Source organism: Geoalkalibacter ferrihydriticus DSM 17813, from assembly GCF_000820505.1.
Classification (GTDB): Bacteria; Desulfobacterota; Desulfuromonadia; order Desulfuromonadales; family Geoalkalibacteraceae; genus Geoalkalibacter; species Geoalkalibacter ferrihydriticus.
The window spans coordinates 105,862-129,358 of record NZ_JWJD01000003.1 but is presented as its reverse complement, the minus strand read 5'-3'; the positions used below and the strand labels follow the sequence as shown (position 1 = coordinate 129,358).

Below are 23,497 nucleotides of genomic sequence, written 5' to 3'. Positions count from 1 at the left end.
CACCTGTCTTAGCGAACCTCCAACCGCTTGGGTGTCGCAACGACCGGGATCCGCTCACCCGCCGGGTCGCGGAAATTGATCCGATCGATTTCGATCTGCGCCGTTCCGCGGGCGCGGGCGCGAAACTCAACGGTAAAAAGATCACCGCCGCCCGAGGCGCCTGAATCGCTGGTGCCCTGCTTGTACCCGACGATGACCGTACCCGGCCGCACGACACTGGTGGTAAAAATGGTCGGCCGCTGGCCCTGGCGAAGAAAAGCCCCTTCGCTCGCGCGAACGAATTCGAGCTGCTCGGGATCGAAACTCAGATACAGAGGTGCACTGTAGAGATTTTCCACCTCGGAGACGGTTACCGTCAAGGTGAAGCTCTCGCCCGGCGCAACCTGCTCGGGACCGGCCAGGAAAATCTGGCCGAATTGCGGCGCGCCGGGCAGGGCTCTGAGGGCGGCCGCGGTTTCTTCAAGCTCGCGAGGTGCAACCTGAGTTGCCGCCGGAGGCGCAGGCGGCACAACCGCAGGCGCAGGCGGCACAACCGCAGGCGCAGGGGCCGGAGCGGCCGGCCTGGGTGCAGGCATGGTCGGCGGCGGCGTTATCCGCGGGACAGGAGGAGCGACCTCGGGCGCCGGCGGCGCAACGGGTTCAGGAATCTCCAAAGGTGTTTCCCTGCGCGCTTCGGGCACCGGCAAGGGCACGGGGCGCGGCTCAACCAGGCGTGGCACGGACGACGGATTCGCCTTTTCAAGTTCGGGAGCAAAATCGGGCATGAAAGAGCCGAAATTGGGGCCGGTGCGAAAATCATCCTCGCCCCCCGACCAGATGGTTGTCACCTCGGGCAAGGGCATTTCCAGGCTCTTGACGATGTACGGGGTAATGGACAGCAGAATTTCGCGCTTTTGCACCCGATCCTGGCTATGTGTAAAAAGAGCGCCGAGCAAAGGCAGGTCGCCGAGCAAGGGGACGCTGCGCGTGGTACTGCTCTTGTCGTCGCGGATCAGCCCGCCGATCACCGTGCGTTCGCCGTCGCGCAGAGTCAGGACGCTCTCGGCATTGGTGGTGGTGATGGTGAAGACCGAAGTGCCGCTCGGGAGGGTGCGCCGGTCGGTGATACTGCTCACCTCGAGGTTCAGGTTGGTAATCACGGTATGGTCAAGCTGGATAATAGGCTCGACGTTGAGCTTAACGCCGACATCGACGTACTGCACGTTGTCCGAGCGCTGCGTATCGCCGGTAAGGGTAACGGTGATCACCGGCTCGCGGCTACCGATATGCACTTTGGCCCGTTCGCGATTTTTTACGCGGATCTTGGGACTGGCCAGAACTTCAGTGTCCTGCAGGGTCTTGGCGAAATCGAACGTGGCTGAGGGTAGCGTGTAGAAGCTGTCGAGACTCGACAGGCTACGCACCAGGTTGTCGGTATTGCCGCCAGGACTCAGGCCGTCGGAGACGATGCGCCCGTCGCGGCCCAGCCCCAGGCTTAGGGAATAGGCGCTGAGCTCGGTGCCGAGACGCGACTCGTCGCCGTAGCTGACCTCGATCAGCTCGACATCGAAGATCACCTCCGAGTCGGCGCGATCGGCGGCCTCGAGAATCTGCTGGGAAAGACGAATGACCTCGGGCAAGTCGCGGATGACCAGCGCATTGAGCTCCTCGTGAACGAAGATGCGGCGCAACTGCAGCATGGTGCGCAGCAGGTTGACGGCTTTTTTGGCATCGATGTTGGACAGGTAGAAAGTCTGGATGATCTGATCTTCGTATTGCTTCTCTTTGTCCCGCCCCTTGCCATAGAGCAGGATCGTTTTGGGATTGAGGACTTTGCGATTGAGTCCTTTCATCTTCAACAGCAGCTCAAGTGCCTGGGCGAAGGTCGCATTTTCAAGATAGACGCTGACCCGCTCGCCGCGAATATCCTCGTCAAAAAGAAAATTGATGCCCGAGAGCTGCGACAGGACATTGAAGACATCCTGCAAGTTGGCATCCTGAAATTTGAGAGTAATGGGCTTGTCCGACACGATTTCGAGTTCGTGCCCGTCGAGGACCGTGATATGAGCGCGCTCCACGCGCTCAAGAAGATCACGGGCGCGCCGGTTTTCGGGGGCAAGTTCCAGGGCACGATTGAGCACCCGCTTGGCATGAACGAATTTACGCTCGCGAAAAAATTCCTCGGCATCCTCGACCAACCGCTCGGCACGCATCTGGCGGCGCGCCCCTTCGAGATCCTGGCGCGCGATGTCGAGAGACGGATCAAAGGCTAAAGCCATTTGCATTTCATTGATGGCATCGGTCAGGCGTCCCTGCGCGGCCAGCTCGCGGCCACGGCGATGGTGCTCCCGACCGGCAAGCAGACTCGCTTCCTGCAACTTGAGCCGTGCGCGCTGACTAAGCGGATCAGCCTCCAGGACTTTAATATATTCCGCAACGGCCAAGTCGTACTGACCGCGCGCCATCAGCTCATCTCCACTGGTTTGCGCGGTGGCGGGGAGGCCTGCCGCACAGCCGCTCAACAGCATCAGGGCGACCAGGGCGAGGGCCAGGGGCCTGCAAAAGATCGGGGATATCAACATAGTCATAAGGGCATCACTCTTACCTGAGGTTGAAAGCTGAACGAGAAAAATCCATGCCGCGCAAGAGCGCGCCTCAATCGGAACACTAGCGCCCGGTCGGCCGCGGCGGCGGTATCAGGCGGCGCGGAGCACCGGGCTGCGTGGCGGGAGCCCCCGGCGCGCCGAGAACACTGACCCCGGACGGTTCTTCCAGAGGCAGGATGATGGGATGCGCCCGGCCCTGCTGCTCGATGACCAGCCGCTCGCGGCTGAGCTCAGTGACCAGAAAATCCCGGCCGAAACTTTGCCCCTCGCGCGCCAGATAAACATCGCCGTCCCGGTCGAGAAATACCGTTCGCTCCTTGCCAACCTCGACAAAGCCCAGCACCTTGAAGCGCACCTGCGGCGCAACCGCCACGGGCTCCGGCGGCGCAGGTGCCTCGGCGGGTTGCGGCGGCGGTGCCGGCACGGGGGGTGCGGGCGGCGCGGGCGGGGGCCCCGGAGGAGCTGCAAAGAGCGGCCCAAAGAGATCGCGCTGGAATCCGGGAAATTCTTCCGCGGCAGTTTCGAGAAGTTCCAGGCGCAACCGCGCGTCATCCGTCACGGGAGGTGGTGCGGGAGTCGCTGCCCGGCGCGATACGGCCGGCGTGCGTACCGTCGTCGCCGTTTCGCCGAGCTGCTGTTGGCGCGGGGTCTGCCACCAGGCATAGCCTGCCGCCAGCACCAGCAGAACGAGGCAGACTGCAAGAATTTTTTTGGGCCTCGTCATGCGTCGTCCGCCTGAAAATAGGTCGTGAAACGAAGGTTAAGCGTGGTCGTGCGCCGGGCGGCATCACCGGCAGAAAAAGAAATCTCATCCAGAGCAATAATGCGCGGCGAGTGTTCCAGGGAAAACACGAACCGCTTTAATTGCTCGTAACTGCCGTTCACCGAAAAAACCAGGGTGTAGGCGAGCAGCGGAGCCTCCCTGAGTCGTTGCGGGTCATAGGTGATACGCTCGATGGCGAGGCCCGCCTCGTTCGCCAGATTAAAAATTTCGCCCACCAGTCGGCTCAAGTCTTCGCGCGGAGGAATGGCGGCAAAAAACGCGGCCAGATCCTGTTGCCCCTGGCGGTGGATGGCGCGAGGCGAAACCTGGTCTACTCCGCGCTGTTCCTGTTCGCGCAACTGGGCCTGCTGTCGCAGAAGTTGCTGCTGAAGTTGTCCGGCACGAGGGGCAAGCGCCTGGGCGGCAAGCAGATAAAGGGCGATATTGGCCATCAGCAGCAGAGCGAGCACGACAGGCGCCACCCGATTCTGCCGCCACAGGGCGGTGAGCACAACAGCTGCCTTCATCTCAGAAAGCCTCCCGCAACGTCAGGGAAAAAAGCAGAGCTTGTCGCTCGCGCCCGGCGAAATCCGTCACGGTGGTCTGTTCCTGGCGCAACAGATAAACGTCACGCAGTTGATCCGACTCCAGGAGCCTGTCAAGAAACGCCGTCATTTCATCAAGTCCGCGTGCCACGGCGGTCAGGTTGAGTGAGCGGGTGCGGTGATCGGGCAAAATGCTGCGGATGGAAACCCCGTCGGGCACCAATCCTTCAAGGCGATCAAGCAATTGCGTCCAGCGGAAACTGTCTTTTTCGAGAATGCTGTTGGCAAAGGCGATATCGCTGAGCAGTTGCCGCTGCGCCGCCGGACTGATGTCAATCACGCCCTCATCATCGCGCGCCCCGGCACGTTCACGCAATTCGCTCAAGCGCTGCTCAAGCTCGACGATCTCGTCGCGGGTGCGCGAGAAAAACAGCAGATTGACCACCAACAACACCAGGAGCAGAGCACCGATGGCAACATAGGCGCCATGCAGGGCGCGCCGGTTGATGTAGACGCGGTCGGCGAGATTAAGATTGAGCTTCATGCCGTCCCCCACAACAGACGCTCACCGGCGCCAACGGCATCCACGATGCTCGCCTCGGGCAGTTTCGACTTATCCGCTGCCGCGGGCAGCAACCGCTCGAGGTGGGGAGAGAGCAATTGCGGCTCTTTTTCAAATAGCGAGGTCAAAACGTCACGCAGCACCTCGCGTGTCTCCCAGTCGGTGTGCAGATAGGCCGCGGAACGACGCAGCGCCTGCAATCCGCCCTGGAATCCGACCAGCGTCCGGTTCAGTTCCTGAAACACCTGCTCGGCATTTTCAGCAATGTCGCGCACGCGATGAAACACCAGGCTCCGGCCCTGAAAAATTTCCACGTTGAGCACCTTGCCCTCGATACCGATAAAAACAAAATCCTCACCCATATCGACCCGGGTGCGATAGTAGTTGTAAAGATTGAAGGCGTGAAAATCAACCAGCACCGCATGGTAGCCAGCCCGCTCCACCACGTCCTGATACTGGTCAAGAACGGCGCGCTCCATCAGCGAAGCCACCACCCGCCGGCGACCCGTTTCGCTGCGGCTGAGCACCTGAAAATCGAGGCAGATGTCGTTGAGTTCGCTTGGCAGGCTCTTCTTGAGCTGCCAGCGCAGAATCTCAAGGCCCTCCTGCTTGGTCTTAAAGGGCGTTTCCATCTCCACCAGCATCACGCGTCCGGCCTGATCGGGCAGAGACACTGCGAGACGATCCTCACGTCCCGCAAGAGGCGCGAGCACCTCTCCCAGGGCCTCTGTCAGGGCGCCGGGATCCTTCAGATTGGCCTCGCGCAGGGAGGGGACCAGGGCACCAGGCTTGAGGTCAAAGGCACGCGCCCCTTGCAACTGCACCCCCTTACCCTGCCGACGCAGAGCTACGGCCTGCAATCGCGCGGCATTGATGCTGAGTCCGAGATAGCAGCGACGCAACACGAACTCAGTTCCTTTCCACAAAGGTCACGCGGTTGATCTCCTTGAGGGTGGTGGTGCCTTCAAGCACCTTCTCCACCGCTCCTTCGCGCAGAAAAACCGTACCAAAGCTTGCTGCGGCGCGCTTGAGTTGCGACACAGGCGCCTTGCTCAAAATCAAATCGCGCAGCTCGTCGTTGAGTTCCAGCATCTCGACAATGGCGCTGCGCCCGAGAAATCCCATGCCGCGGCACTCCTTACAGCCTTCGCCTTCGTAAAATGTCACGCCCTTGTATTTCTCCCATTCAAGCCCCGCCTCTTCGATGGCTTCGCGATCGGCAGCCACCGCCTTACGACAGTGAGGGCAGATTTTGCGCACCAAACGCTGCGCGAGGACCACGTTGAGGCAGCTGACGAAATTATAGGGGTCGATGCCCATGTGCAGAAACCGCCCGAGCACATCGAAGACGTTGTTGGCATGCACCGTGGTGAACACCAGATGGCCGGTAAGCGCCGATTGCACGGCAATCTGGGCGGTTTCCGGGTCGCGTATTTCGCCGACCATGATCTTGTCGGGATCGTGGCGCAGGATGGAGCGCAACCCGCGAGCGAAGGTCAGTCCTTTTTTTTCGTTGACGGGAATCTGTACCACGCCCTTGAGTTGATATTCAACAGGGTCTTCAATGGTGATGATTTTATCTTCCTGGGTGTTGATTTCAGTCAGCGCGGCATACAGAGTGGTGGTCTTGCCGCTGCCGGTGGGTCCGGTGACCAGAACCATCCCGTAGGGTTCGCGAATCTTACGCCGGAAACGTTGGATTTCGCGCTCGGAAACACCCAGGATCTCCAGGGTCAGCCCCTTGAAATCGGCGGCAATGGTTTCCTTGTCGAGAATCCGGATAACCGCGTCTTCGCCAAAAATGCTAGGCATGATGGACACGCGAAAATCTATGGAGCGTCCACCGACCCGCACTTTGAAACGGCCGTCCTGGGGGATGCGCCGCTCGGAGATGTCGAGCTCACTCATGACTTTGAGACGTGAGATGATGGGACTTTGAAAACGCCCGTCAAGGGGCTCGGTCGCCTGGTAAAGCACGCCGTCGACGCGAAATTTGATGACCACCCCGTCGAGATTGGATTCGATGTGAATGTCGCTGGCACGCCGATTGAGGGCATCGTAGAGAGTCGAGTCGATAAGGCGGATGATGGGGCTGGTATCGGCGGTGAGCTTCTCCAGAGAGAGCACCTCTTCGCCCTTGTCCGTTTCCTTGACCAGTTGCAGCTTGAAATCTTCCGAAGCCTCCTGAAGCACCCGCTGGCTGCCGGCGTTGCGCTCAAGCAACCGTTTGATGCGGGTGCGCGAGGCCACCTTGAGGATCAGGCCGGTATTGAGAATCAGTTCGAGACTATCGAGAGTGCCGACATCGGTCGGGTTGCTGATGGCGACCACCAGCCCCTCGTCGCGCCGCTCCAGGGGCAGAACCTGGTAACGATTGGCAAGTCCCGGGGGCAGCGTTGCCTGCAACTCGGGATCGGGGGTAAAACCGACAAGATCGATATATTCGAGATGAAACTGGCGAGCCAGTGCTTGTGCGAGAGTTTCGTCGGTGAATAAACCTTCCTCCATTCCGGTCTCGCCGAAGGTTTTTCCCGAAGTCTGCATTCTTTGCAGAATCAGTTCCGTCTGGGCGGGGGCCAAGGCTCCCATCTCCACCAGGATCTCGCCGATTTTTTTTCGCTCGAACTTCACGTGAGAACCTTGCTATTGGACCGTGCCGGCCAGTTGAAAAATAGGGAAATACATCGCCACCACGATACCACCGATAAGCAGCCCCATGACCAGCATCATCACCGGCTCGATCAGCGTGGTAAGTCGATCGAGGCGCACTCCGACCTGCTGTTCATAGTAATCGGCCACCTCGTTGAGCATTTCGGCCAGAGCCCCGGTACTTTCACCGACGCCGATCATGCGCAGCGCGATGTTGGGGAAAAACGCAGCTTTTTCAAAGCTCTCGGAAATGGCCATACCCTCCTCAACGCGGCGGGTAGCGGCCAGCAGACGCTCTTCAAGCACGCGATTGTTAAGGGTCGCCCGCGACATGCGCATGGCCTCCACCGCCGGAATGCCCCCGGCAATGGTCGTGCTCAGAGTGCGACAAAAACTCGAAATAGAATAATCGGCCAACAAAGCCCCGAAAAACGGCACACGCAGCTTGAGGCGATCCAGCAAATAGCCGCCCTGCTCCGAGCGCACGAAAATTCGACCAGCCACAAACGCCACAATTGATGCCAAAACAACCAGGGGCAGGTAGCGCCCAAGGCCCTCGGCCAGGGCGATTACCACCCGGGTAAGAAGAGGCAAGTCAACCTGGGCGTCGGCATAAATCTGCGTGAAGCGCGGCACCACATAGACCATCAGCAGCAACACCACAGCCGTTACCACCACCGAGAGAAAGACCGGGTAAAAGGAGGCACTGCGGATCCGCGCCTTGATCGCCTCCATGCGGCGCTGATAGTCCAGATAGCGCGCCAGGGTCACCGGCAGGTCGCCGGTGCGCTCACCGGCACGGATGGAAGCCACATAGAGGTAGGGAAAGTAGCGCGGAAATTTCTCAAAAGCGTCCGACAGAGACCCGCCCCCCTTGATGTCCTCGCGCACTTCACGCAAGACCGCCAGCACGGCGCCGACTTCCATTTTTTCCATGAGCGTGTCAAGGACTTGCAAGATCGGCAGGCCCGAGCGCAACAAAACCAGAAACTCCTGGTTAAAGGAAAGAAAACGTTGCCCGGAAAAGCGCGGACCCATGGCGCCGGCCTGTCGCAGGGACTGGAACGGAATTTTGCGCAGGGAAAAAACGTGAAATCCCTGCTCTTGCAGACTTTCCGCAAGCAGCTGACGGCTGGGTGATTCGAACTCCTTCTCGACCACCCGTCCGTCGCTCATGCCGATTTTACATTTGAAGGTAGGCATAGTCCGTAAAAGTACCACAGACCGTGATAAAGGAAAACCGAAATCCTGCCCGGCGAGTGCCCGCGCCAGAACCCGCGACATACGCGTGAACGGGCCGAGAACTCTCAACAAATCGCTCTCAATAGGACTTCGGAGCATGCTCCACGCCGTGGCAGTTAAGCAGGCAGCTGCCATGGCGCGAGGCAACGCCGCGAGAATCGAAGCGCAGTTGCCCGGAGGCGTTGGGACGCACCACATCCTCATTGAAACGGATCAGATGCGGATAACGGGTGCTGCCATGGGAATCGTGGCAAGTATAGCAGGACGTGCCGGAATCGCGCACTCCGGGTCGACCCTGGATATGCTGGGCATGGTAGGGAAAGCTCTCGTTGCCGAGGATGCTGCCGCGACTGTGGCAGCCGTAACACAGAGCATAGGCGTAATCGGATTCGGGGCGGCCGGTCTCCATTTCGTAATTGCGCTTCAGCAGGCCGCGGAAACGGCTGCCGTGGGGCCCGCGCGGCCCTTGCGGATCGTCGCTGCCGTGGCAACTGGAACAACTGATGGTGGAAATTTCGCCGGGACGGGTTTTGCGTGCCTTATAGGGCTCGCGCAGGCTGATCACATAAGCGTTGGCGCCCTCGCCTTCCACTGGATGGAAGGAAGGATTGGTGGTGCGAAACAGCGCATGTTTGTTGCTCGAGCGCGCCGGGCGGTTGGCACTTTCAGCGTGACAGCGATAGCACAACTCATACTCGTGGGTCACATCGGTGGTAAAGCTGCCGACCCGCTTGCCGGGGATGCCGCGAAACGGCTCCTCGCGGGTCAGGTCGTGGGGAGCGTGACAATCGACGCACTCTGAATGACGCGGTGCGGAGGGATTTGTTTCAGGCAGGGTTTCGCTACTGCGATGCACCCCGCGCACGGTCAACACCGGGTGGTTATAGGTCTTGCGCAATTCAGCGCCGATATCGGCCATGCGCCCTCGAATGCCGCCGGCGCGCAGGAAATCAGCCGCTATCATCTGCTGCCGGTCAACTTCGCTGCCATGACAGGTGAGACAAACCTCTTCCTCGCCGCGAATGGCCATGGACATGCCGCGGTGGCAGGCGCGGCAGGATTTGGGCAGCAGCCCCTCTTCACCATGCACACCACTCAAGCGACTGCCGCGGTTGGGTGCGGCATCCGCTCCGGCGGCCAGCACAAGAAGCGCACCTGCGAGGACTGCAAAAAAGAGGCTGGAAATTCCCAAGAGTTTACTCATGGCGCAGTAAAGTGGTTGTCGCCGATACCCGGCGTGCGAAACAGCCCGGAACTGCTCGATCCTCCCACATGGCAGGCGGAACAGGTCCCCTCGTAATCAACGTTCTCAAAGGTGCTGTAATTGCGCCACATGGGCAGGGTGTACGAGCCCGCCTTAGTGTGAAAATGGGGATCATGACAGGTGGTGCACTGCATGCGATTCTGCCGATCGAGCATCCCCAGGGCCGGATCGGGCAAGGTATACTGGTCGGCTTTCTTGGGTACGGTCATGATCGCCGCCAACACCTCCTCATTGTAAACAAAAGACACCGGATGAGAGGTATCAAGATCGATGGTTCCGCGCTCCGACATGCTGAGGCTAGCCAGCGGCGGACCGTTGAGAACTTCGCCGATGGCGGTTACCCCATCGTGGCAGGACAGGCACAGCCGCGTGGAACCGTTAGGATAATCCTCTCCACCGTATTTGGCGGCGGGAATTTCATTGATCTCGATTTCGCCGAGACGCCCTGAATTCTGCCCATAGAGGGGAAAACTGCCGTCACCGCTGGGGCCCACAGGGTCGGGACGATTCCACAAGGGACCCTTGCTGGAAGCCCCGTGGGGGGTATGGCAGAACTTGCAGATCTGATCCTCGCCGCCCGGCGGCGCATGAATACCGTCGGCGTTCGTGTTGAGGCTTGAAAGATTATGCGGATGGGAATTGGCACCGCCTTGATAGCCCAGGCTTTTGGGGTCGACGGCGGCGGCCTGAGCCACAGTAGCGGCAGACATCACCAGAAGCATCAGTAGGGCTCCGCCGCCGAACAGGATTCGTGTCATGACGCCAAGTCCATCCCAAGTGCGCAGAATATGCCGCGTACCGAAACCCCATGCTCCGGTCGCAAACAGGAATCTTGAAAAAGAGAACACTGCAAAAAACAAGCCTTCCCTAAAAATCTCACCGAGCTTCATCCCCGGGGCCGACATAAGCAAAGATTTGGATGCGGAAATTGCAGGAGTCAACAGCGTATATACGGTCCTCGGCGTCGACTGCAAGTCCGGCGGGCAGACAAAATCGGCCCGGCTCACTCCCCGGCCCGCCGAAATGCAGCAGCAGCTCACCGGATAGGTCAAAAACCTGAATGTTGTCAAATGCCGCATCGGCGACATACAAATGCCCATGTGAATCAAAGGCCAGTCCCCGCGGCCGGGCAAAACGTCCGGGACCATCGCCGAGCCCTCCAATCAAAGCTTGCGGGCGCCAGTCAGGCGTGAACATTTCGACGCGGAAATTCATGGCATCCAATACCGCGACATGCCCCTGTCGACTCACCGCAACCGCGACCGGCCGGCTGAAACGACGGGCACTGCCATGCGCGCTACCAAGAGCACGGATATGCACCCCCTCGGGGGAAAAGATTTGCACAACGCCATTGAGCACATCCGTCACATAGACATTACCAACGGCGTCCAGAGCCAGTCCTCCCGGACGACCAAAGCCCTGGGGCGCCCTGAGTTCGCCCTGTGAACGTCCCTGGCGATCCAGCAGAAACACCCGCCCCAGTTGCGCATCGGCAAGGTAAAGACGATTGCGCTGGCCGTCGAAGGCAATGCCGCTAGGCGACGCCAACGCCAATTCACCGACACGGCTAAAATGATTCGCCCGGCGCGCGAGCAAGTCAAAAAAATGAACCACCGCCGCACCCGTGTCAGAAACCCAAACGCCTCCCTTGCCATCGGCGGCCACGGCAAAGGGGCTAACCAGGGGTATCTGATTCTTCGTCTCGCCGGCAATAAAACGGAAAGCCCGCTGCGTAGGCCCCGGATCGCCGGCCAGATCGGCCGCGCCGGAAACAGCGGTCAGAAAGCGAATGCGTTCCTGCGCGGGTGGCGCGGGCCACCGCGGGCCCGTGGCGGCGGGCAGGGTCCAGGACTGGGTCGTGTGCGACACCGGACCGCAGCCGAGTGTCGGCAAAATCAGCAACAAACCCACCCACCCCAGCACGGCGAAAAACCAACGTGGCACCACGGAATTGCCCTCAAAGAAAAGTTGATAGCGTTCAACAGCCAAGCGGTCGAAGCACCATTGCCGATAAAAACTCACCTGCGGTGCAGAAATTCACCCCAGCACTCAGCCACAACACCCCGCAGCGCGACCTGACGTTGAAGCTGAATTTTTACAAGTTCTTTTTAATTATCACATTCTTACAAGGAAGGTCAAGGGCCAGAAAAGCAATAAGGCGATCTCCCTGGGGGGAAATCGCCTTATTGTTGATAAATGGCGGGGCTGACGGGACTCGAACCCGCGACCTCCGGCGTGACAGGCCGGCGTTGTAACCGACTCTACTACAGCCCCTGAATTAAATGGTGGGCGAAACAGGGCTCGAACCTGTGACCCTCGGTTTGTAAGACCGATGCTCTCCCAGCTGAGCTATTCGCCCTGATTTTTGGAAATGCTTTATTTTAGTGGCGGGGCTGACGGGACTCGAACCCGCGACCTCCGGCGTGACAGGCCGGCGTTGTAACCGACTCTACTACAGCCCCGTATCCAACATCAAAAACACATCCCGGCGAGCCTTCGAAAGAAATAAAGGCGTGTACTCGCCGCATTCAGCATAACCGCATTCCCCACGTCGGAGGAACATCGGAGAGCTCCAAACCTAGTTAACCGCATCCTTCAGTGCTTTACCGGCCTTGAACTTGGGCACCTTGGCAGCAGCAATTTCGATCTTTTTACCAGTCTGGGGGTTCTGACCGGTTCGAGCAGCACGCTCACCGACGGCAAAAGTGCCGAAACCAACCAGGGCCACTTTTTCACCGGCTTTCAGAGCGTCTTCGACGGCATCGGTAAAAGCCTTGAGAGCGCGCTCGGCTTCCGCCTTGGTCAAACCTGACTTTTCCGCCATCGCATTGACGAGATCCGCTTTAGTCACAATAATACCTCCATGCATTAAGGATATTTAAACCCCCCGACAAAACGCGATAGATATAACAGATGTCCGAAAACAGTGTCAAGAGAATTTTCGGAGCACCGGGGGATTAATGGTGAAGAGCTTCGGCACCGCCTGCCAGAGGCTCTTCAGTCGACGCATCGGAATGTTCCACGACCTTTTCCAGAAGAGCCATTTCCAGAACCTGGTCCATGTGGGCCACAGGTATAACTTCAAGTGCCTTGAGCACCCCTGCGGGGACTTCAGCGAGGTCCTTGCGGTTGTCCTCGGGAATCAGCACCCGCGTTATTCCGGCCCGCCTTGCAGCCAGAAGTTTTTCCTTGAGCCCTCCGATGGCCAGCACCCTGCCGCGCAAGGTGATTTCACCGGTCATGGCGAGACTACGATCAATTGGCCGTCCAGTCAAGGCAGAAGCGAGAGCGGTGGCCATAGTGATGCCCGCTGAAGGACCATCCTTGGGAATAGCGCCCTCGGGCACATGAATGTGCAAATCAAGTTTGTGGTAAAAGTTGCGTTCCAGCTCCAGTTCATCCCAGCGCGAACGCACATAACTCAGGGCGGCCTGAGCCGACTCGCGCATGACCTCGCCGAGTTTGCCCGTCACGGTAAGCTTTCCCTGTCCGGGCAACACCGTGGTTTCAATGGTCAACAGCTCGCCGCCGACCTCGGTCCAGGCCAGACCCGTTGCCAGGCCGACCCGGCTTTCCTGCTCCCGCCGACCATAGGCAAAACGCTGTGGGCCGAGATAATGCTTGAGACGTTGTTGTGAGACGCTGAAAGTCTTGCGCTTATCACGGCTTTTGACTGTTTCGCGGGCTATCTTGCGGCAAATGGCGGCGATTTCACGCTCCAGACCCCGCACTCCGGCCTCACGGGTGTAGCGCCGCACAATTTCGAGCAGCGCCCCTTCGCTGAAGCGTACCCGCTGGGCGACCAGTCCATGCGCCTCGACCTGCTTGGGGATCAAATATTTGACAGCGATATTGAGTTTTTCTTCTTCCGTGTAACCTTCAATGCGAATAATCTCCATGCGATCCTGCAAGGGGCGTGGAATGGCAAACAGGTTGTTGGCCGTCGCCACGAACAGCACACTGGAGAGATCGTAATCGACATCGAGAAAGTGATCACTGAAGGTATTGTTCTGCTCAGGATCAAGAACCTCAAGCAGTGCCGAGGAAGGATCGCCCCGAAAATCAGTGCTCATTTTGTCGATTTCGTCGAGAAGAAACACGGGGTTGCGTGAGCCCGACTTACGCAGACTCTGAATGATCTTGCCCGGCATGGCACCGATGTAGGTGCGGCGATGCCCGCGGATTTCGGCTTCATCGCGCACCCCCCCAAGGGAAATGCGGACAAATTCGCGCCCCAGGCTGCGCGCTATGGACCGACCCAAGGAGGTCTTTCCGACCCCCGGCGGTCCTACCAGGCAGAGAATGGGCCCCTTGATTTTTTTCACCAGGGCCTGCACCGCCAAATATTCGAGAATCCGCTCCTTGACCTTCTTCAGTCCATAGTGATCAGCGTCAAGCACGTCCTCGGCATGAGAGGTGTCCAGGTTGTCCCTGGTTCCCTTGCGCCAGGGCAGAGATGTCAGCCAGTCGAGATAATTGCGCACCACCGTCGCCTCGGCGGACATGGGCGACATCATTCGTAGTTTGCGCAACTCGCCAAAAGCCTTGTCAGTGGCTTCCTTGGACATCTTCTTTTTTTTGATCATCTCTTCGAGGGCGCGCAGTTCCTGTTTGAACTCGTCTTTTTCGCCGAGTTCCTTCTGGATGGCGCGCATCTGCTCGTTGAGATAGTACTCTTTCTGGCTGCGCTCCATCTGGCTCTTGACACGAGTGCGGATGCGCTTTTCAATCTCCAGAATCTCGATTTCCTTCTCCATCAGCCCGAGCAGGGTTTCCAGGCGCTCGCGCGGATCGACGGCGGCCAGAATCAACTGCTTGTCAGCAAGACCGATACTGAGTTGAGCGACAATGGTATCGCCCAGACGCGAAGGATCGAGGATGCCGGAAACGGAAGAAACCATCTCCGGCGGCACCTTTTTACTCAGGCCGACGTATTTCTCGAAGGCATCGTTGACGCTACGCACCAAAGCTTCGACCGTAGGCGATTCAACGCTGGGATCTTCAAGAACTTCGACCTCGGCGAACAGCGAGACTTCGTTGGGAATAAACTCGACAATGCGTGCCCGGCTGCGCCCCTCAACCAAAACTTTGACAGTACCGTCAGGCAGCTTGAGAACCTGAAGGATCTGGGCCAGCGTGCCGACCTCGAATAGGTCTTCCTCGGACGGATCGTCGACCTTGGGGTTTTTCTGTGTAGCCAGAAAAATGTGCTTGTCGCGCTCCATGGCGCCTTCGATGGCCTGAATGGACTTGGCGCGACCGACGAAAAGCGGAACCACCATGTGGGGGAAAACCACAATGTCGCGCAGAGGCATCAGCGGATAGCGCCCGCCGCTCTCATCTTCGGAGTCTGGATGTTCGATTCGTTCCGCCATAGCTCACCGCAAGGGATTCGGAGTTATCAGAAGCGCGGATTTCACGCCGATTCTGCGCACTCGTAAAGCACCAGCGGCCGGGATTTTCCAGCAATGGCCTCTTCGTTGACGACAACCTCCTTGACCCGATCCTGGGAAGGAATGTCGTACATGATTTCGAGCATGGAATTTTCCAGAATCGAGCGAAGTCCACGCGCGCCGGTCTTGCGTTTGAGGGCTTCGCGAGCAATGGCGACCAAGGCACCGTCAGTGAATTTGAGGTGAACCTTCTCCATCTCAAAGAGCTTCTGGTACTGCTTGATAAGTGCGTTTTTCGGCTCTTTGAGAATCGCGATCAATGCCTCCTCATCCAACTCCTCGAGAGTCGCGACGATGGGCAGGCGACCGATGAACTCGGGAATCAACCCGAACTTGAGCAGATCCGAGGGTTCGACCTTGCCGAGCACTTCACCGAGCTTGAAATCCTTCTTGGTGCGCACCTCGGCGCCGAAACCCATGGATTTTTTTCCGCGCCGCTGGCCGATAATGTTCTCCAGTCCGGAAAAAGCGCCACCGCAAATGAACAGAATATTGGTCGTGTCGACCTTGAGAAATTCCTGCTGGGGATGTTTGCGTCCGCCCTTGGGCGGCACGCTCGCCATGGTCCCCTCGATGATCTTGAGCAGGGCCTGCTGCACGCCCTCGCCCGACACATCGCGGGTAATGGAAGGCGAGTCGGACTTGCGAGCGATCTTGTCGACCTCGTCGATGTAAATAATCCCCTTCTGCGCCTTTTCCAGGTCATAATCCGCAGCCTGCAAAAGGTTGAGGATGATATTTTCGACGTCTTCGCCGACGTAGCCGGCCTCCGTGAGGTTTGTCGCATCGGCGATGGCGAAGGGTACGTTGAGAACCCGCGCCAGGGTCTGGGCGAGCAAGGTTTTGCCGCTCCCGGTGGGCCCGAGCAGCAGCACGTTGCTTTTCTGGATTTCGACATCCGAGGGCTTGGCGCAGAATTCCACCCGCTTGTAGTGGTTATACACCGCTACCGAGAGAATTTTCTTTGCCTGATCCTGGCCGATCACGAAGTCATCGAGAATCGCCCGGATCTCCGCCGGCTTGGGCAGACGCTCCAGGGTGGAACCGCTCGCCTCCTCAAGTTTGGCCTCTTCGTCGATGATGTCGTTGCACAATTCGATGCACTCATCACAGATGTAGACCGTGGGACCGGCAATCAGTTTCTTCACCTCGTCCTGCGACTTGCCACAGAACGAACAGGTGAGGCTTCCACCTTTTTCATCTTTCTGACTCACGTAACATCCTCCACGCAAAAACCTGACAGCGGGCTGAAAAACTCTAAGACTTTCTCTCTACCATGCTGTCGATGATACCATAGTTGCGCGCCGCCTCACTATCCATAAAGAAGTCGCGCTCGGTATCTTGTGCAATTTTCTCCAGCGTCTGGCCGGTATGATGCGCAAGTATCTGGTTAAGAGTCTCGCGCACCCGCAAAATTTCCTGGGCATGAATGTGGATATCGCTCGCCTGTCCCTGAAAACCGCCCAAGGGCTGATGAACCATAATCCGAGCATGTGGTAATGCAAAACGCTTGCCAGGACGACCCGCCGCCAGCAAAATCGAACCCATGCTTGCCGCCTGACCGACACAGATGGTCGAAACCGGGGCCTTGAGATACTGCATGGTATCATAAATGGCCATACCTGCCGTCACCACACCACCCGGGGAATTGATGTAGAGAAAAATATCCTTGTCCGGGTCTTCGGATTCAAGAAACAGCAACTGAGCGATAATGAGGTTCGCCATCTGATCCTCAATGCCGCCGCCGAGAAAAATAATGCGATCCTTGAGCAGTCGCGAATAAATATCGTAGGCGCGCTCCCCACGACCGGTCTGCTCGACCACCATCGGCACAAGAGCCATACCTTAAGCCTCCTGTCCGGCTTCTTCCGCCGGATTGATTTCATCGGCAGCGACCTCGCTGACGTCGGCCTTGTCCACCAGAAAATCGAACACCTTGTCTTCAATAATGCGTGACACCAGCGCCGGACGCGCCTCGGTACTCCCAAAGCGCTTGCGCACATCTTCCAGGGGAACTCCGGCCATGGCCGATATCTCCTGCATTCTAGCATCAATTTCCGCCTCATCAACCTTGATCTGCTCTTGACGGCCGATGGCTTCCAGCAGCAGGCTGCCCTTGACCTGGCTTTCGGCTTGCTCGCGATACTGCGCGGCAAAGCGATCCTCGTCCATACCCAGCATTTCCATGGACATCCCCTGAGCGGCCAATCGGCGGCGGGCGTCCTCAAACATCTGCCGGCACTGTTCGGCAACCATCACCGCGGGAACTTCAAAACTATTTTTCTCCAGCAAGGCGGCGACCAGACGCTCGCGCAGTTCGGCCTCGATGCGCTGCTTTTCGCGATTCTCGTAATTCTCCAGAATGCGCGTACGCAACTCTTCAAGAGAGGAGGTTCCGAACCCCTTGGCAAATTCATCGTCGAGCTCAGGAACTTTCTTTTCCTTTATCTCCTTAAGCGCCACCTTGAACAAGGCAGGCTTTCCGGAAAGGTTCTCCACGCCGTAATTTTCGGGGAAGGTGACGTTGACCTCGCGCTCATCGCCACGCTTCATGCCGACAAGTTGCTCCTCGAAACCCGGCAGGAAGGCCCCCGACCCCAACTCCAAAAGATAATCCTCGGCGGCGCCGTTCTGAAAGGCTTCACCATCGACAAAACCCTCGAAATCAATCACCACGCTGTCGCCGGCCCGGGCCTCGTCACGCTCGCTGACAACCGTTTCGGCGCGGGAGTTGCGCATTTCCTCAAGCTGGTTGTCAACCACCTGCGGGTCGGACTCAAAGCGTTCTTTCTTGAGTTCAAGGCCGAGATAGTCTTTCGCTTCGATCTCGGGCTTGACTTCGACCTGCACCTCGTACGAAAAGGGCCGGCCCTTTTCAAGAGTACCGTTTTCGGTGATCTCCGGGTCGGACACCGCGGGAATCTTATTGTCGATAAGTGCCTTGAAATAAGTTTCGTTTATAAGCCGACCAAGCACCTGCTGCTCCATTTCGGGAGCGTAGTACTTTTCAAGAACGGTGCGAGGCACCTTGCCGGGGCGAAAGCCCTTGATCTTGGCGGTGCGCCCAATCTTCTGGTAGACCTTCTCGATTTCCGCGTCAACTTTTGCCGCGTCGACCTCGATAAAGAGCTTTTTTTTGACATCGCTGACATTCTCAATTTTGACATTCAAATCATTCATGTCATCAACCTCGCTTATAGTATTGATATGGAAACGGACAAAGGTCGGCGTTCCGCCTGTCGAACAAAAGAAGACATGCCACGACGCAGACCCTCAAGATGAAGGCGGGGAATTTAGGGGGAGAAATGGTGCGAGAGGGGGGAGTCGAACCCCCACGGTTGCCCGCTGGATCCTAAGTCCAGTGCGTCTGCCAATTCCGCCACTCTCGCACAGAACCCAGACCCTACGTACAAAAAACGAGAAGAGCAATCGGAGAGCCTTTGGGGAGGGAAGGCCTGGAATCGGCCCGACAAGACCCCCTCCCGAAAATTTGCCCGGCAATCGCGCGAAGGTCAATCCCGCGCCTGCCCTGTTAAGCCAAAACCCTGTGAAAAAGGCCCGCCCCGTTAACCCGAAGCGGGCCTACCATACGGTTTGGGGTGAGTGATGGGATTTGAACCCACGACAACTGGAGCCACAATCCAGTGCTCTACCTACTGAGCTACACCCACCAGAAAAACGAAACCAGATGTTAGCGAAGCGTCCGACGTTTTGTCAATCTCAAACTTCACCCGCCGTGCCGGATCGCAAAAATCTTTGGCGCGCCAGGGAGGATTCGAACCCCCGGCCCACGGCTTAGAAGGCCGTTGCTCTATCCAACTGAGCTACTGGCGCAAAAAAAAGTTGGTCGGGGCGAGAGGATTCGAACCTCCGACCCCCTGCTCCCAAGGCAGGTGCGCTACCAGACTGCGCTACGCCCCGACGGAAGCGGAATTGTTAGCACGACCAACTTTTTTTTGCAAACAGAAAAGCACACCTGCCGCACAACGAACCTGAAACCTGTGCCGCCTCTTGTCCACAACCCCGAAGAAACGGGATCTTGCGCCCGGCCCTGGGTCTCCGCCATCGGCGCGGAAAGCCCCAGCGCCTTCCCGCGCCACCGACACCATCTGTTAAACACTTGAAAAACAAAAGCTTTCATCATAGGTCTAAAAATTAGGCAAAAGGCCAGAAGCCCCGCATCCATGCCACATCCACCCCCCTTACCCAGCCCTATGCGACACCTTATCCACAGGGCATGTGGACAAAGCCGAAAACTTCTTTCCGGCACGGGCACTTACCGACAAACCACGGAAACTTCCAGGGCCGCCGCACCCCTCTCTGCTATCACAGATGGGGTATGCGAAAAATTAAAGGCTCCTATATCTTCACACAAAAGCTTCAGACGGGCGGGACAACTCCTCTTATCGAGCACGAGGTGAGAGTTGACAAAACAACCCCACTGAAGGACAATCTTCAAGAACAGATGCGGCGCAAAAACTTTTTTGCGTTCATGCGTTTACGCCAAGAATCATCTCAACTTTCGGAGAAGTCTCCCATGAAAAAAATCTCCTCTTTTCGTCTGGGGCTGGTTTTGTTTTTCGCCGTCCTTGCCGCGGCCTGCGGCGGAGGTGGCGGCGGCGATGAGCCGCTGCTCGAAAGCCAAAAACCGACGGCAGCTATCGCACCGATTCCTGCCACCGTGCCCGCCAATCAACTGCTGGCATTAAATGGAAGCGGAAGCGATCCAGGCGGAGCGACCTTGTCGTATTTTTGGTCGCTGGCTCGCCCCGACCACAGCAACGCCTCGTTGTCTTCAACCTCCGCCGAAAATCCCACGCTGGTCCCCGACGTAACCGGGGACTATACCGTCAGCCTTTTCGTCAGCAATGGTACCCAAAACAGCGAGACCGTCAGCCGCACCTTTGAAGCCGTTTCCGACCAACGCCCGGTCGCCAATGCAGGGCCGGACCAGGCGGTGGCTTTCGGACAAACGGTGCAACTCAACGGCAGTGACAGCTTCGATCCCGCCGGCGCGGATCTAACCTATCAGTGGATCCTTGCCCTAAACCCCGGCAACGCGACCCTGAACAGCCCCGATACGGCCACACCAACCTTTACCCCGGCCCAAGACGGGGTGGTCTACGTCGCCAGCCTCATCGTCAGCAACGGTGATCAGGACAGCCTGCCCGACACCGTCGATATCGTTGTCGGCAACGTGCCGCCGCAAGCCAACATTGACACTGGGAACACGACCGTCGCCCTCGGCCATGAGGTCGTTCTCGACGGGCGCTCCAGCACCGACCCCAACGGCAACGATCTCGTTTTCACCTGGTCGCTGGTTCCCCCCGAAGGCAGCCAGGCCGAGTTGACCCCTTTCACCTCTGAAATCGGCGCTACGAACGTCGTTCAAGCGCCGGTGGTGTCCTTTATTCCTGATCTGCCCGGCGCCTATGAAATCACCCTGGAAGTCTCAGACGGTGAATTGACCGATACCGCGAAAATCACCATCACCGCCAACGAACCTGTGCCCAACAGTCCTCCGGTTGCCGCCGCCGGGCCTGACCGCACCGTCGCCCTGGGCTTTCCCGTGGATCTCAATGCGTCCCCCAGCGAGGACCCCGACGGCGACCAACTTTCTTTCCAGTGGACCTTTGTTAATCGCCCGGACGGGAGCAGCGCGCAGATTTCGCCCGCTACCAGCGTCACCTCCGCTTTTACCCCCGACGTTCACGGCCGATATGAGGTCCGGCTCACCGCGTCCGACGGCCAGAACAGTGATTCCACGGATCTGACAATCACCGTCGTCCCCGCTTTCTTCCGCACCTACGGCGGCGAGGGGCTTGAAGAAGCGCGTTCCATTGCGGTGCTTCCCGATGGCTATCTTATTGCCGGGGAATCAAATTCCGCGGGCATTGCAATTTCAAACGACGGTTGGGATCTGACGGTTTTTCGCACCGACCTGGCGGGCAGGGTGGTTGACACCCTGGTTTTCGACAACGACGAGGTGGATGAAACCTGGGCCATGGATGTCGACGGCGAACGTCTGGTACTCACGGGGGCGACAGGTTTTTTCGACGCGCTGGATGAGGATGAGGTTGAGTTCATCCCAGATGCTTATGTGCTGGAAACAAACCTTGGCGGAGAGATCCTTTTGGATATGGACATTTTCGGCGGTGCGGATTTCGACATGGGACAAGCCGTTCGCTACACCAGCGACGGTGGCATCATCATGTGCGGTTATTCGGAATCTTCCCCGCCTCTGGAAGGCCATGACCTTGTTGTCAGCGACACCGGCTCGGCCATCATTGCGGTTAAAATCGCCGCGGACGGCACCATTGGATTCGCCGAAGCCTACGGCGGGCAGGATATCGTCGATTGCTGGGCGGTGGCGCAAAACACCCAAGGCTACCTCATGGCCGGCTTCAGCGATGAGCAAGACAAAGGGGGCGGCCGTGGGCAAGCCTATCTGATGCAAATCAACGAAAATGGCGAAATGCTCTGGGATGCCCATTTCGGGGAACTGGAAAGTTATGACGAGTTTTTCGATGTCAAACCCACCACCGACAATGGACACATCGCCGTGGGCTTTACCAATTCCTTCGGTGTTACAGCGGGCGGCATGTACCTTGTCAAGGTTGCTGAAACAACTGGCACGACCCCGCCGAGTCTCCAATGGCAAAACTATATCAGCAACAATTTCTGCAGCGAAGCGCGGGAAGTGCAACAAACCAGCGACGGTTATGTTGTCGGCGGCTTCATCGACCACCTCGGCAATTGCCTCAGTCCCGATGAGGCCGATGCCTATTTCGTTAAAGTCGACAATACCCTCGAGATCATCTGGGAACGTATCTATGGCGGGGTGGGCCGCAGCATTGCCTACGCCATGAAACAGACACCTGCCGACGGCGGCTTTCTGCTCGGTGGCGACACGGACGCCTTCGGCCCCGGTTCACGGGCCATGGTGCTCATCAAAACCGATGCGGACGGCCGCGTGCCGCCCATCGTCCTGCAAAACATCGTCGATCTCGCCCAAAACGCCGGCACGGAGGTGGAGATCAACACCAAAGAAAACTTCGCCATGGTTCAGCACGATGTTGATCCGAACAGCTTGAATCGCAGCAAGCGCGAACTGGTTTTTTCCGCTATCGGCCTTCCGACGAGTTTGAGCATCAATGCCGCCACAGGCGTCATCAGCGGCACCCTGCCGTCGACCCCAGCCGAATACCACATCACCGTCATCGCCAGAGATGACAAAGAATTGAGCGCTTTGAGCGCTGCTACGACCTTTACTTTGACGGCGCAATAACGCGCCAGACGTCCCCTCGCACACCAGACCGCGCCCCCCAACCCGGGGCGCGGTTTTTTAGTGGGATTAATTTTCTTGCGCTTCGGTGCAAATAACCCCTTGCATTTCGTCAACAAGCTGATTTATATACTGTCCTGTACGGCAAGGTGGTGCAGCTTTCATTCTGTTTACGGGAAAAACAGACAAACCGCACAAGCCGCCGGCTGCGCGGTTTTTTTGTGCCCTGCCACGTTGAAGCGGCACCGACACGACAACGGGTTTTGCAAAACAAGGAGCAAAAAGGCATGACTGAGGGAACGGTAAAATGGTTTAACGACGCCAAAGGTTTCGGGTTCATCCAGCAGGACAACGGCCCCGATGTTTTCGTCCACTTCTCTGCCATTCAAGGCGACGGATTCAAGTCCCTCGTCGAGGGCGACCGGGTGCGGTTCGATGTGACCCAGGGCCAGAAGGGCCCCCAGGCCAGCAACGTCGAGAAAATCTAAGATTGCTGAGTAGCATCGACCCCAAGCTCCACGGCAGCGCCGTGGAGCTTTTTTATTCGCGGACCTGAGCCGCGGGCAATTCCCCCAAGGAGCATTTAAAGTCATGGAGAAAAAAAACCCCGAGGTCGTCCTGCACACATCTCACGGCGACATCACCATTGAACTCTACCCCGAGCAGGCCCCCGCATCTGTCGAGAACTTTCTCACCTATGTCCGCGACGGCTTTTACGATGGGACCATCTTTCACCGGGTGATCAGCAATTTCATGATTCAGGGCGGCGGCATGACGCCCGACATGAACAACAAGAAGACCAATGCGCCGATCAAAAACGAAGCCGACAACGGCCTCAAAAATGAGCGTGGCACCCTCGCCATGGCGCGAACCCAGGTGATTGACAGCGCCACCAGCCAGTTCTTCATCAATGTGACCGACAATGATTTCCTCAACCACCGCGACAAGACCCCCAACGGTTACGGCTATGCCGTATTCGGCAAGGTCGCCCAGGGCATGGACGTGGTCGATGCGATCCGCAAGGTACCGACCGGCAACGCCGGTTTTCACCAGGACGTGCCCAAGGAGCCGGTGTTGATCGAAAAGGCTGTCGTGGCGGAATAAATTCGAAGGATCAAACACCTGCCCGTACAGACTCAGTTAAGCCGT

General features: G+C 58.1%; 18 protein-coding genes and 7 tRNA genes. 3 read left to right on the top strand and 22 right to left on the bottom strand.

What is annotated here, in order from left to right:
• Positions 1–8: 8 nt before the first annotated feature.
• The 22 genes from GFER_RS09590 to GFER_RS09485 all read right to left on the bottom strand — a co-directional run bounded on the left by GFER_RS09590 (position 9) and on the right by GFER_RS09485 (position 18,984).
• On the bottom strand, positions 9–2,567 hold the full coding sequence (locus tag GFER_RS09590) for a cohesin domain-containing protein (RefSeq protein WP_052446256.1): 2,559 nt from the start codon (positions 2,565–2,567) through the stop codon (positions 9–11).
• A 79-nt stretch (positions 2,568–2,646) separates the two neighbouring features.
• The gene (locus GFER_RS18915) at positions 2,647–3,309 is read right to left on the bottom strand and encodes a hypothetical protein (protein WP_052446255.1); all 663 of its coding nucleotides are present in this window, start codon (positions 3,307–3,309) and stop codon (positions 2,647–2,649) included.
• Positions 3,306–3,875, bottom strand: a complete 570-nt coding sequence (pilO, locus tag GFER_RS09580; protein ID WP_040098972.1) for a type 4a pilus biogenesis protein PilO — start codon at positions 3,873–3,875, stop codon at positions 3,306–3,308. Before pilO ends, GFER_RS18915 begins: the two co-directional genes overlap by 4 nt.
• A gap of 1 nt (position 3,876) precedes the next feature.
• On the bottom strand, positions 3,877–4,437 hold the full coding sequence (locus GFER_RS09575; RefSeq protein ID WP_040098970.1) for a PilN domain-containing protein: 561 nt from the start codon (positions 4,435–4,437) through the stop codon (positions 3,877–3,879).
• Complete coding sequence (pilM, locus tag GFER_RS09570) at positions 4,434–5,360, bottom strand: type IV pilus biogenesis protein PilM (RefSeq protein WP_040098968.1); 927 nt, start codon at positions 5,358–5,360, stop codon at positions 4,434–4,436. Before pilM ends, GFER_RS09575 begins: the two co-directional genes overlap by 4 nt.
• A 4-nt stretch (positions 5,361–5,364) precedes the next feature.
• Positions 5,365–7,044, bottom strand: a complete 1,680-nt coding sequence (locus GFER_RS09565; RefSeq protein WP_052446304.1) for a GspE/PulE family protein — start codon at positions 7,042–7,044, stop codon at positions 5,365–5,367.
• Between the two features lie 54 nt (positions 7,045–7,098).
• Positions 7,099–8,307: a type II secretion system F family protein gene (locus tag GFER_RS09560; RefSeq protein ID WP_040098963.1), complete on the bottom strand. Its 1,209-nt coding sequence runs from the start codon at positions 8,305–8,307 to the stop codon at positions 7,099–7,101.
• A 118-nt stretch (positions 8,308–8,425) separates the two neighbouring features.
• Entirely contained in the window at positions 8,426–9,538 is a 1,113-nt protein-coding gene (locus GFER_RS09555; protein WP_052446254.1) for a cytochrome c3 family protein, read from the bottom strand.
• Positions 9,539–9,546: 8 nt separating this feature from the next.
• Positions 9,547–10,368, bottom strand: a complete 822-nt coding sequence (locus GFER_RS17710) for a hypothetical protein (protein ID WP_139172051.1) — start codon at positions 10,366–10,368, stop codon at positions 9,547–9,549.
• Positions 10,369–10,486: 118 nt separating this feature from the next.
• Positions 10,487–11,599 (bottom strand): SMP-30/gluconolactonase/LRE family protein, encoded by a 1,113-nt coding sequence (locus GFER_RS17705; protein WP_052446252.1) that lies wholly within the window; start codon positions 11,597–11,599, stop codon positions 10,487–10,489.
• Between the two features lie 208 nt (positions 11,600–11,807).
• A tRNA-Asp gene (locus tag GFER_RS09540) sits at positions 11,808–11,884 on the bottom strand.
• A gap of 9 nt (positions 11,885–11,893) precedes the next feature.
• A tRNA-Val gene (locus GFER_RS09535) sits at positions 11,894–11,969 on the bottom strand.
• A gap of 26 nt (positions 11,970–11,995) precedes the next feature.
• A tRNA-Asp gene (locus GFER_RS09530) sits at positions 11,996–12,072 on the bottom strand.
• 116 nt (positions 12,073–12,188) lie between these two features.
• Entirely contained in the window at positions 12,189–12,461 is a 273-nt protein-coding gene (locus GFER_RS09525; protein ID WP_040098954.1) for an HU family DNA-binding protein, read from the bottom strand.
• A 106-nt stretch (positions 12,462–12,567) separates the two neighbouring features.
• On the bottom strand, positions 12,568–14,985 hold the full coding sequence (gene lon, locus GFER_RS09520; RefSeq protein WP_074669515.1) for an endopeptidase La: 2,418 nt from the start codon (positions 14,983–14,985) through the stop codon (positions 12,568–12,570).
• Positions 14,986–15,026: 41 nt separating this feature from the next.
• A complete protein-coding gene (gene clpX / locus GFER_RS09515; protein ID WP_040098952.1) occupies positions 15,027–16,277 on the bottom strand; it encodes an ATP-dependent Clp protease ATP-binding subunit ClpX in 1,251 nt (416 codons plus the stop codon).
• Positions 16,278–16,320: 43 nt separating this feature from the next.
• Positions 16,321–16,905 (bottom strand): ATP-dependent Clp endopeptidase proteolytic subunit ClpP, encoded by a 585-nt coding sequence (gene clpP / locus GFER_RS09510; RefSeq protein ID WP_040098950.1) that lies wholly within the window; start codon positions 16,903–16,905, stop codon positions 16,321–16,323.
• Between the two features lie 3 nt (positions 16,906–16,908).
• Positions 16,909–18,243, bottom strand: coding sequence for a trigger factor (gene tig, locus GFER_RS09505; RefSeq protein ID WP_040098948.1), 1,335 nt, complete (start codon positions 18,241–18,243; stop codon positions 16,909–16,911).
• Positions 18,244–18,369: 126 nt separating this feature from the next.
• Positions 18,370–18,452 (bottom strand) — tRNA-Leu (locus GFER_RS09500).
• A 206-nt stretch (positions 18,453–18,658) separates the two neighbouring features.
• Positions 18,659–18,734: transfer RNA gene (locus tag GFER_RS09495), tRNA-His, on the bottom strand.
• An 86-nt stretch (positions 18,735–18,820) separates the two neighbouring features.
• Positions 18,821–18,897 (bottom strand) — tRNA-Arg (locus tag GFER_RS09490).
• Between the two features lie 10 nt (positions 18,898–18,907).
• Positions 18,908–18,984, bottom strand: a tRNA-Pro gene (locus GFER_RS09485).
• 616 nt (positions 18,985–19,600) lie between these two features.
• On the opposite strand from GFER_RS09485, the gene GFER_RS09480 reads away from it, so the two are divergent.
• From GFER_RS09480 to GFER_RS09470, 3 genes are all read left to right on the top strand, one after another.
• Positions 19,601–22,351 carry a PKD domain-containing protein gene (locus GFER_RS09480; RefSeq protein WP_161807401.1) on the top strand — a complete coding sequence of 917 codons (2,751 nt, stop codon included), beginning with the start codon at positions 19,601–19,603 and terminating at the stop codon, positions 22,349–22,351.
• Between the two features lie 284 nt (positions 22,352–22,635).
• Positions 22,636–22,836 carry a cold-shock protein gene (locus GFER_RS09475; protein ID WP_040098943.1) on the top strand — a complete coding sequence of 67 codons (201 nt, stop codon included), beginning with the start codon at positions 22,636–22,638 and terminating at the stop codon, positions 22,834–22,836.
• Positions 22,837–22,939: 103 nt separating this feature from the next.
• A complete protein-coding gene (locus GFER_RS09470) occupies positions 22,940–23,452 on the top strand; it encodes a peptidylprolyl isomerase (RefSeq protein ID WP_040098941.1) in 513 nt (170 codons plus the stop codon).
• Positions 23,453–23,497: the final 45 nt, after the last annotated feature.

Coding starts and splice junctions, on each gene's coding strand:
- GFER_RS09590 (WP_052446256.1), bottom strand. CDS start 2,567: ATGACTATGTTGATATCCCCGATCTTTTGCAGGCCCCTGGCCCTCGCC.
- GFER_RS18915 (WP_052446255.1), bottom strand. CDS start 3,309: ATGACGAGGCCCAAAAAAATTCTTGCAGTCTGCCTCGTTCTGCTGGTG.
- pilO (WP_040098972.1), bottom strand. CDS start 3,875: ATGAAGGCAGCTGTTGTGCTCACCGCCCTGTGGCGGCAGAATCGGGTG.
- GFER_RS09575 (WP_040098970.1), bottom strand. CDS start 4,437: ATGAAGCTCAATCTTAATCTCGCCGACCGCGTCTACATCAACCGGCGC.
- GFER_RS09565 (WP_052446304.1), bottom strand. CDS start 7,044: ATGGGAGCCTTGGCCCCCGCCCAGACGGAACTGATTCTGCAAAGAATG.
- GFER_RS09560 (WP_040098963.1), bottom strand. CDS start 8,307: ATGCCTACCTTCAAATGTAAAATCGGCATGAGCGACGGACGGGTGGTC.
- GFER_RS17710 (WP_139172051.1), bottom strand. CDS start 10,368: ATGACACGAATCCTGTTCGGCGGCGGAGCCCTACTGATGCTTCTGGTG.
- lon (WP_074669515.1), bottom strand. CDS start 14,985: ATGGCGGAACGAATCGAACATCCAGACTCCGAAGATGAGAGCGGCGGG.
- clpP (WP_040098950.1), bottom strand. CDS start 16,905: ATGGCTCTTGTGCCGATGGTGGTCGAGCAGACCGGTCGTGGGGAGCGC.
- tig (WP_040098948.1), bottom strand. CDS start 18,243: ATGAATGATTTGAATGTCAAAATTGAGAATGTCAGCGATGTCAAAAAA.
- GFER_RS09480 (WP_161807401.1), top strand. CDS start 19,601: ATGAAAAAAATCTCCTCTTTTCGTCTGGGGCTGGTTTTGTTTTTCGCC.
- GFER_RS09475 (WP_040098943.1), top strand. CDS start 22,636: ATGACTGAGGGAACGGTAAAATGGTTTAACGACGCCAAAGGTTTCGGG.
- GFER_RS09470 (WP_040098941.1), top strand. CDS start 22,940: ATGGAGAAAAAAAACCCCGAGGTCGTCCTGCACACATCTCACGGCGAC.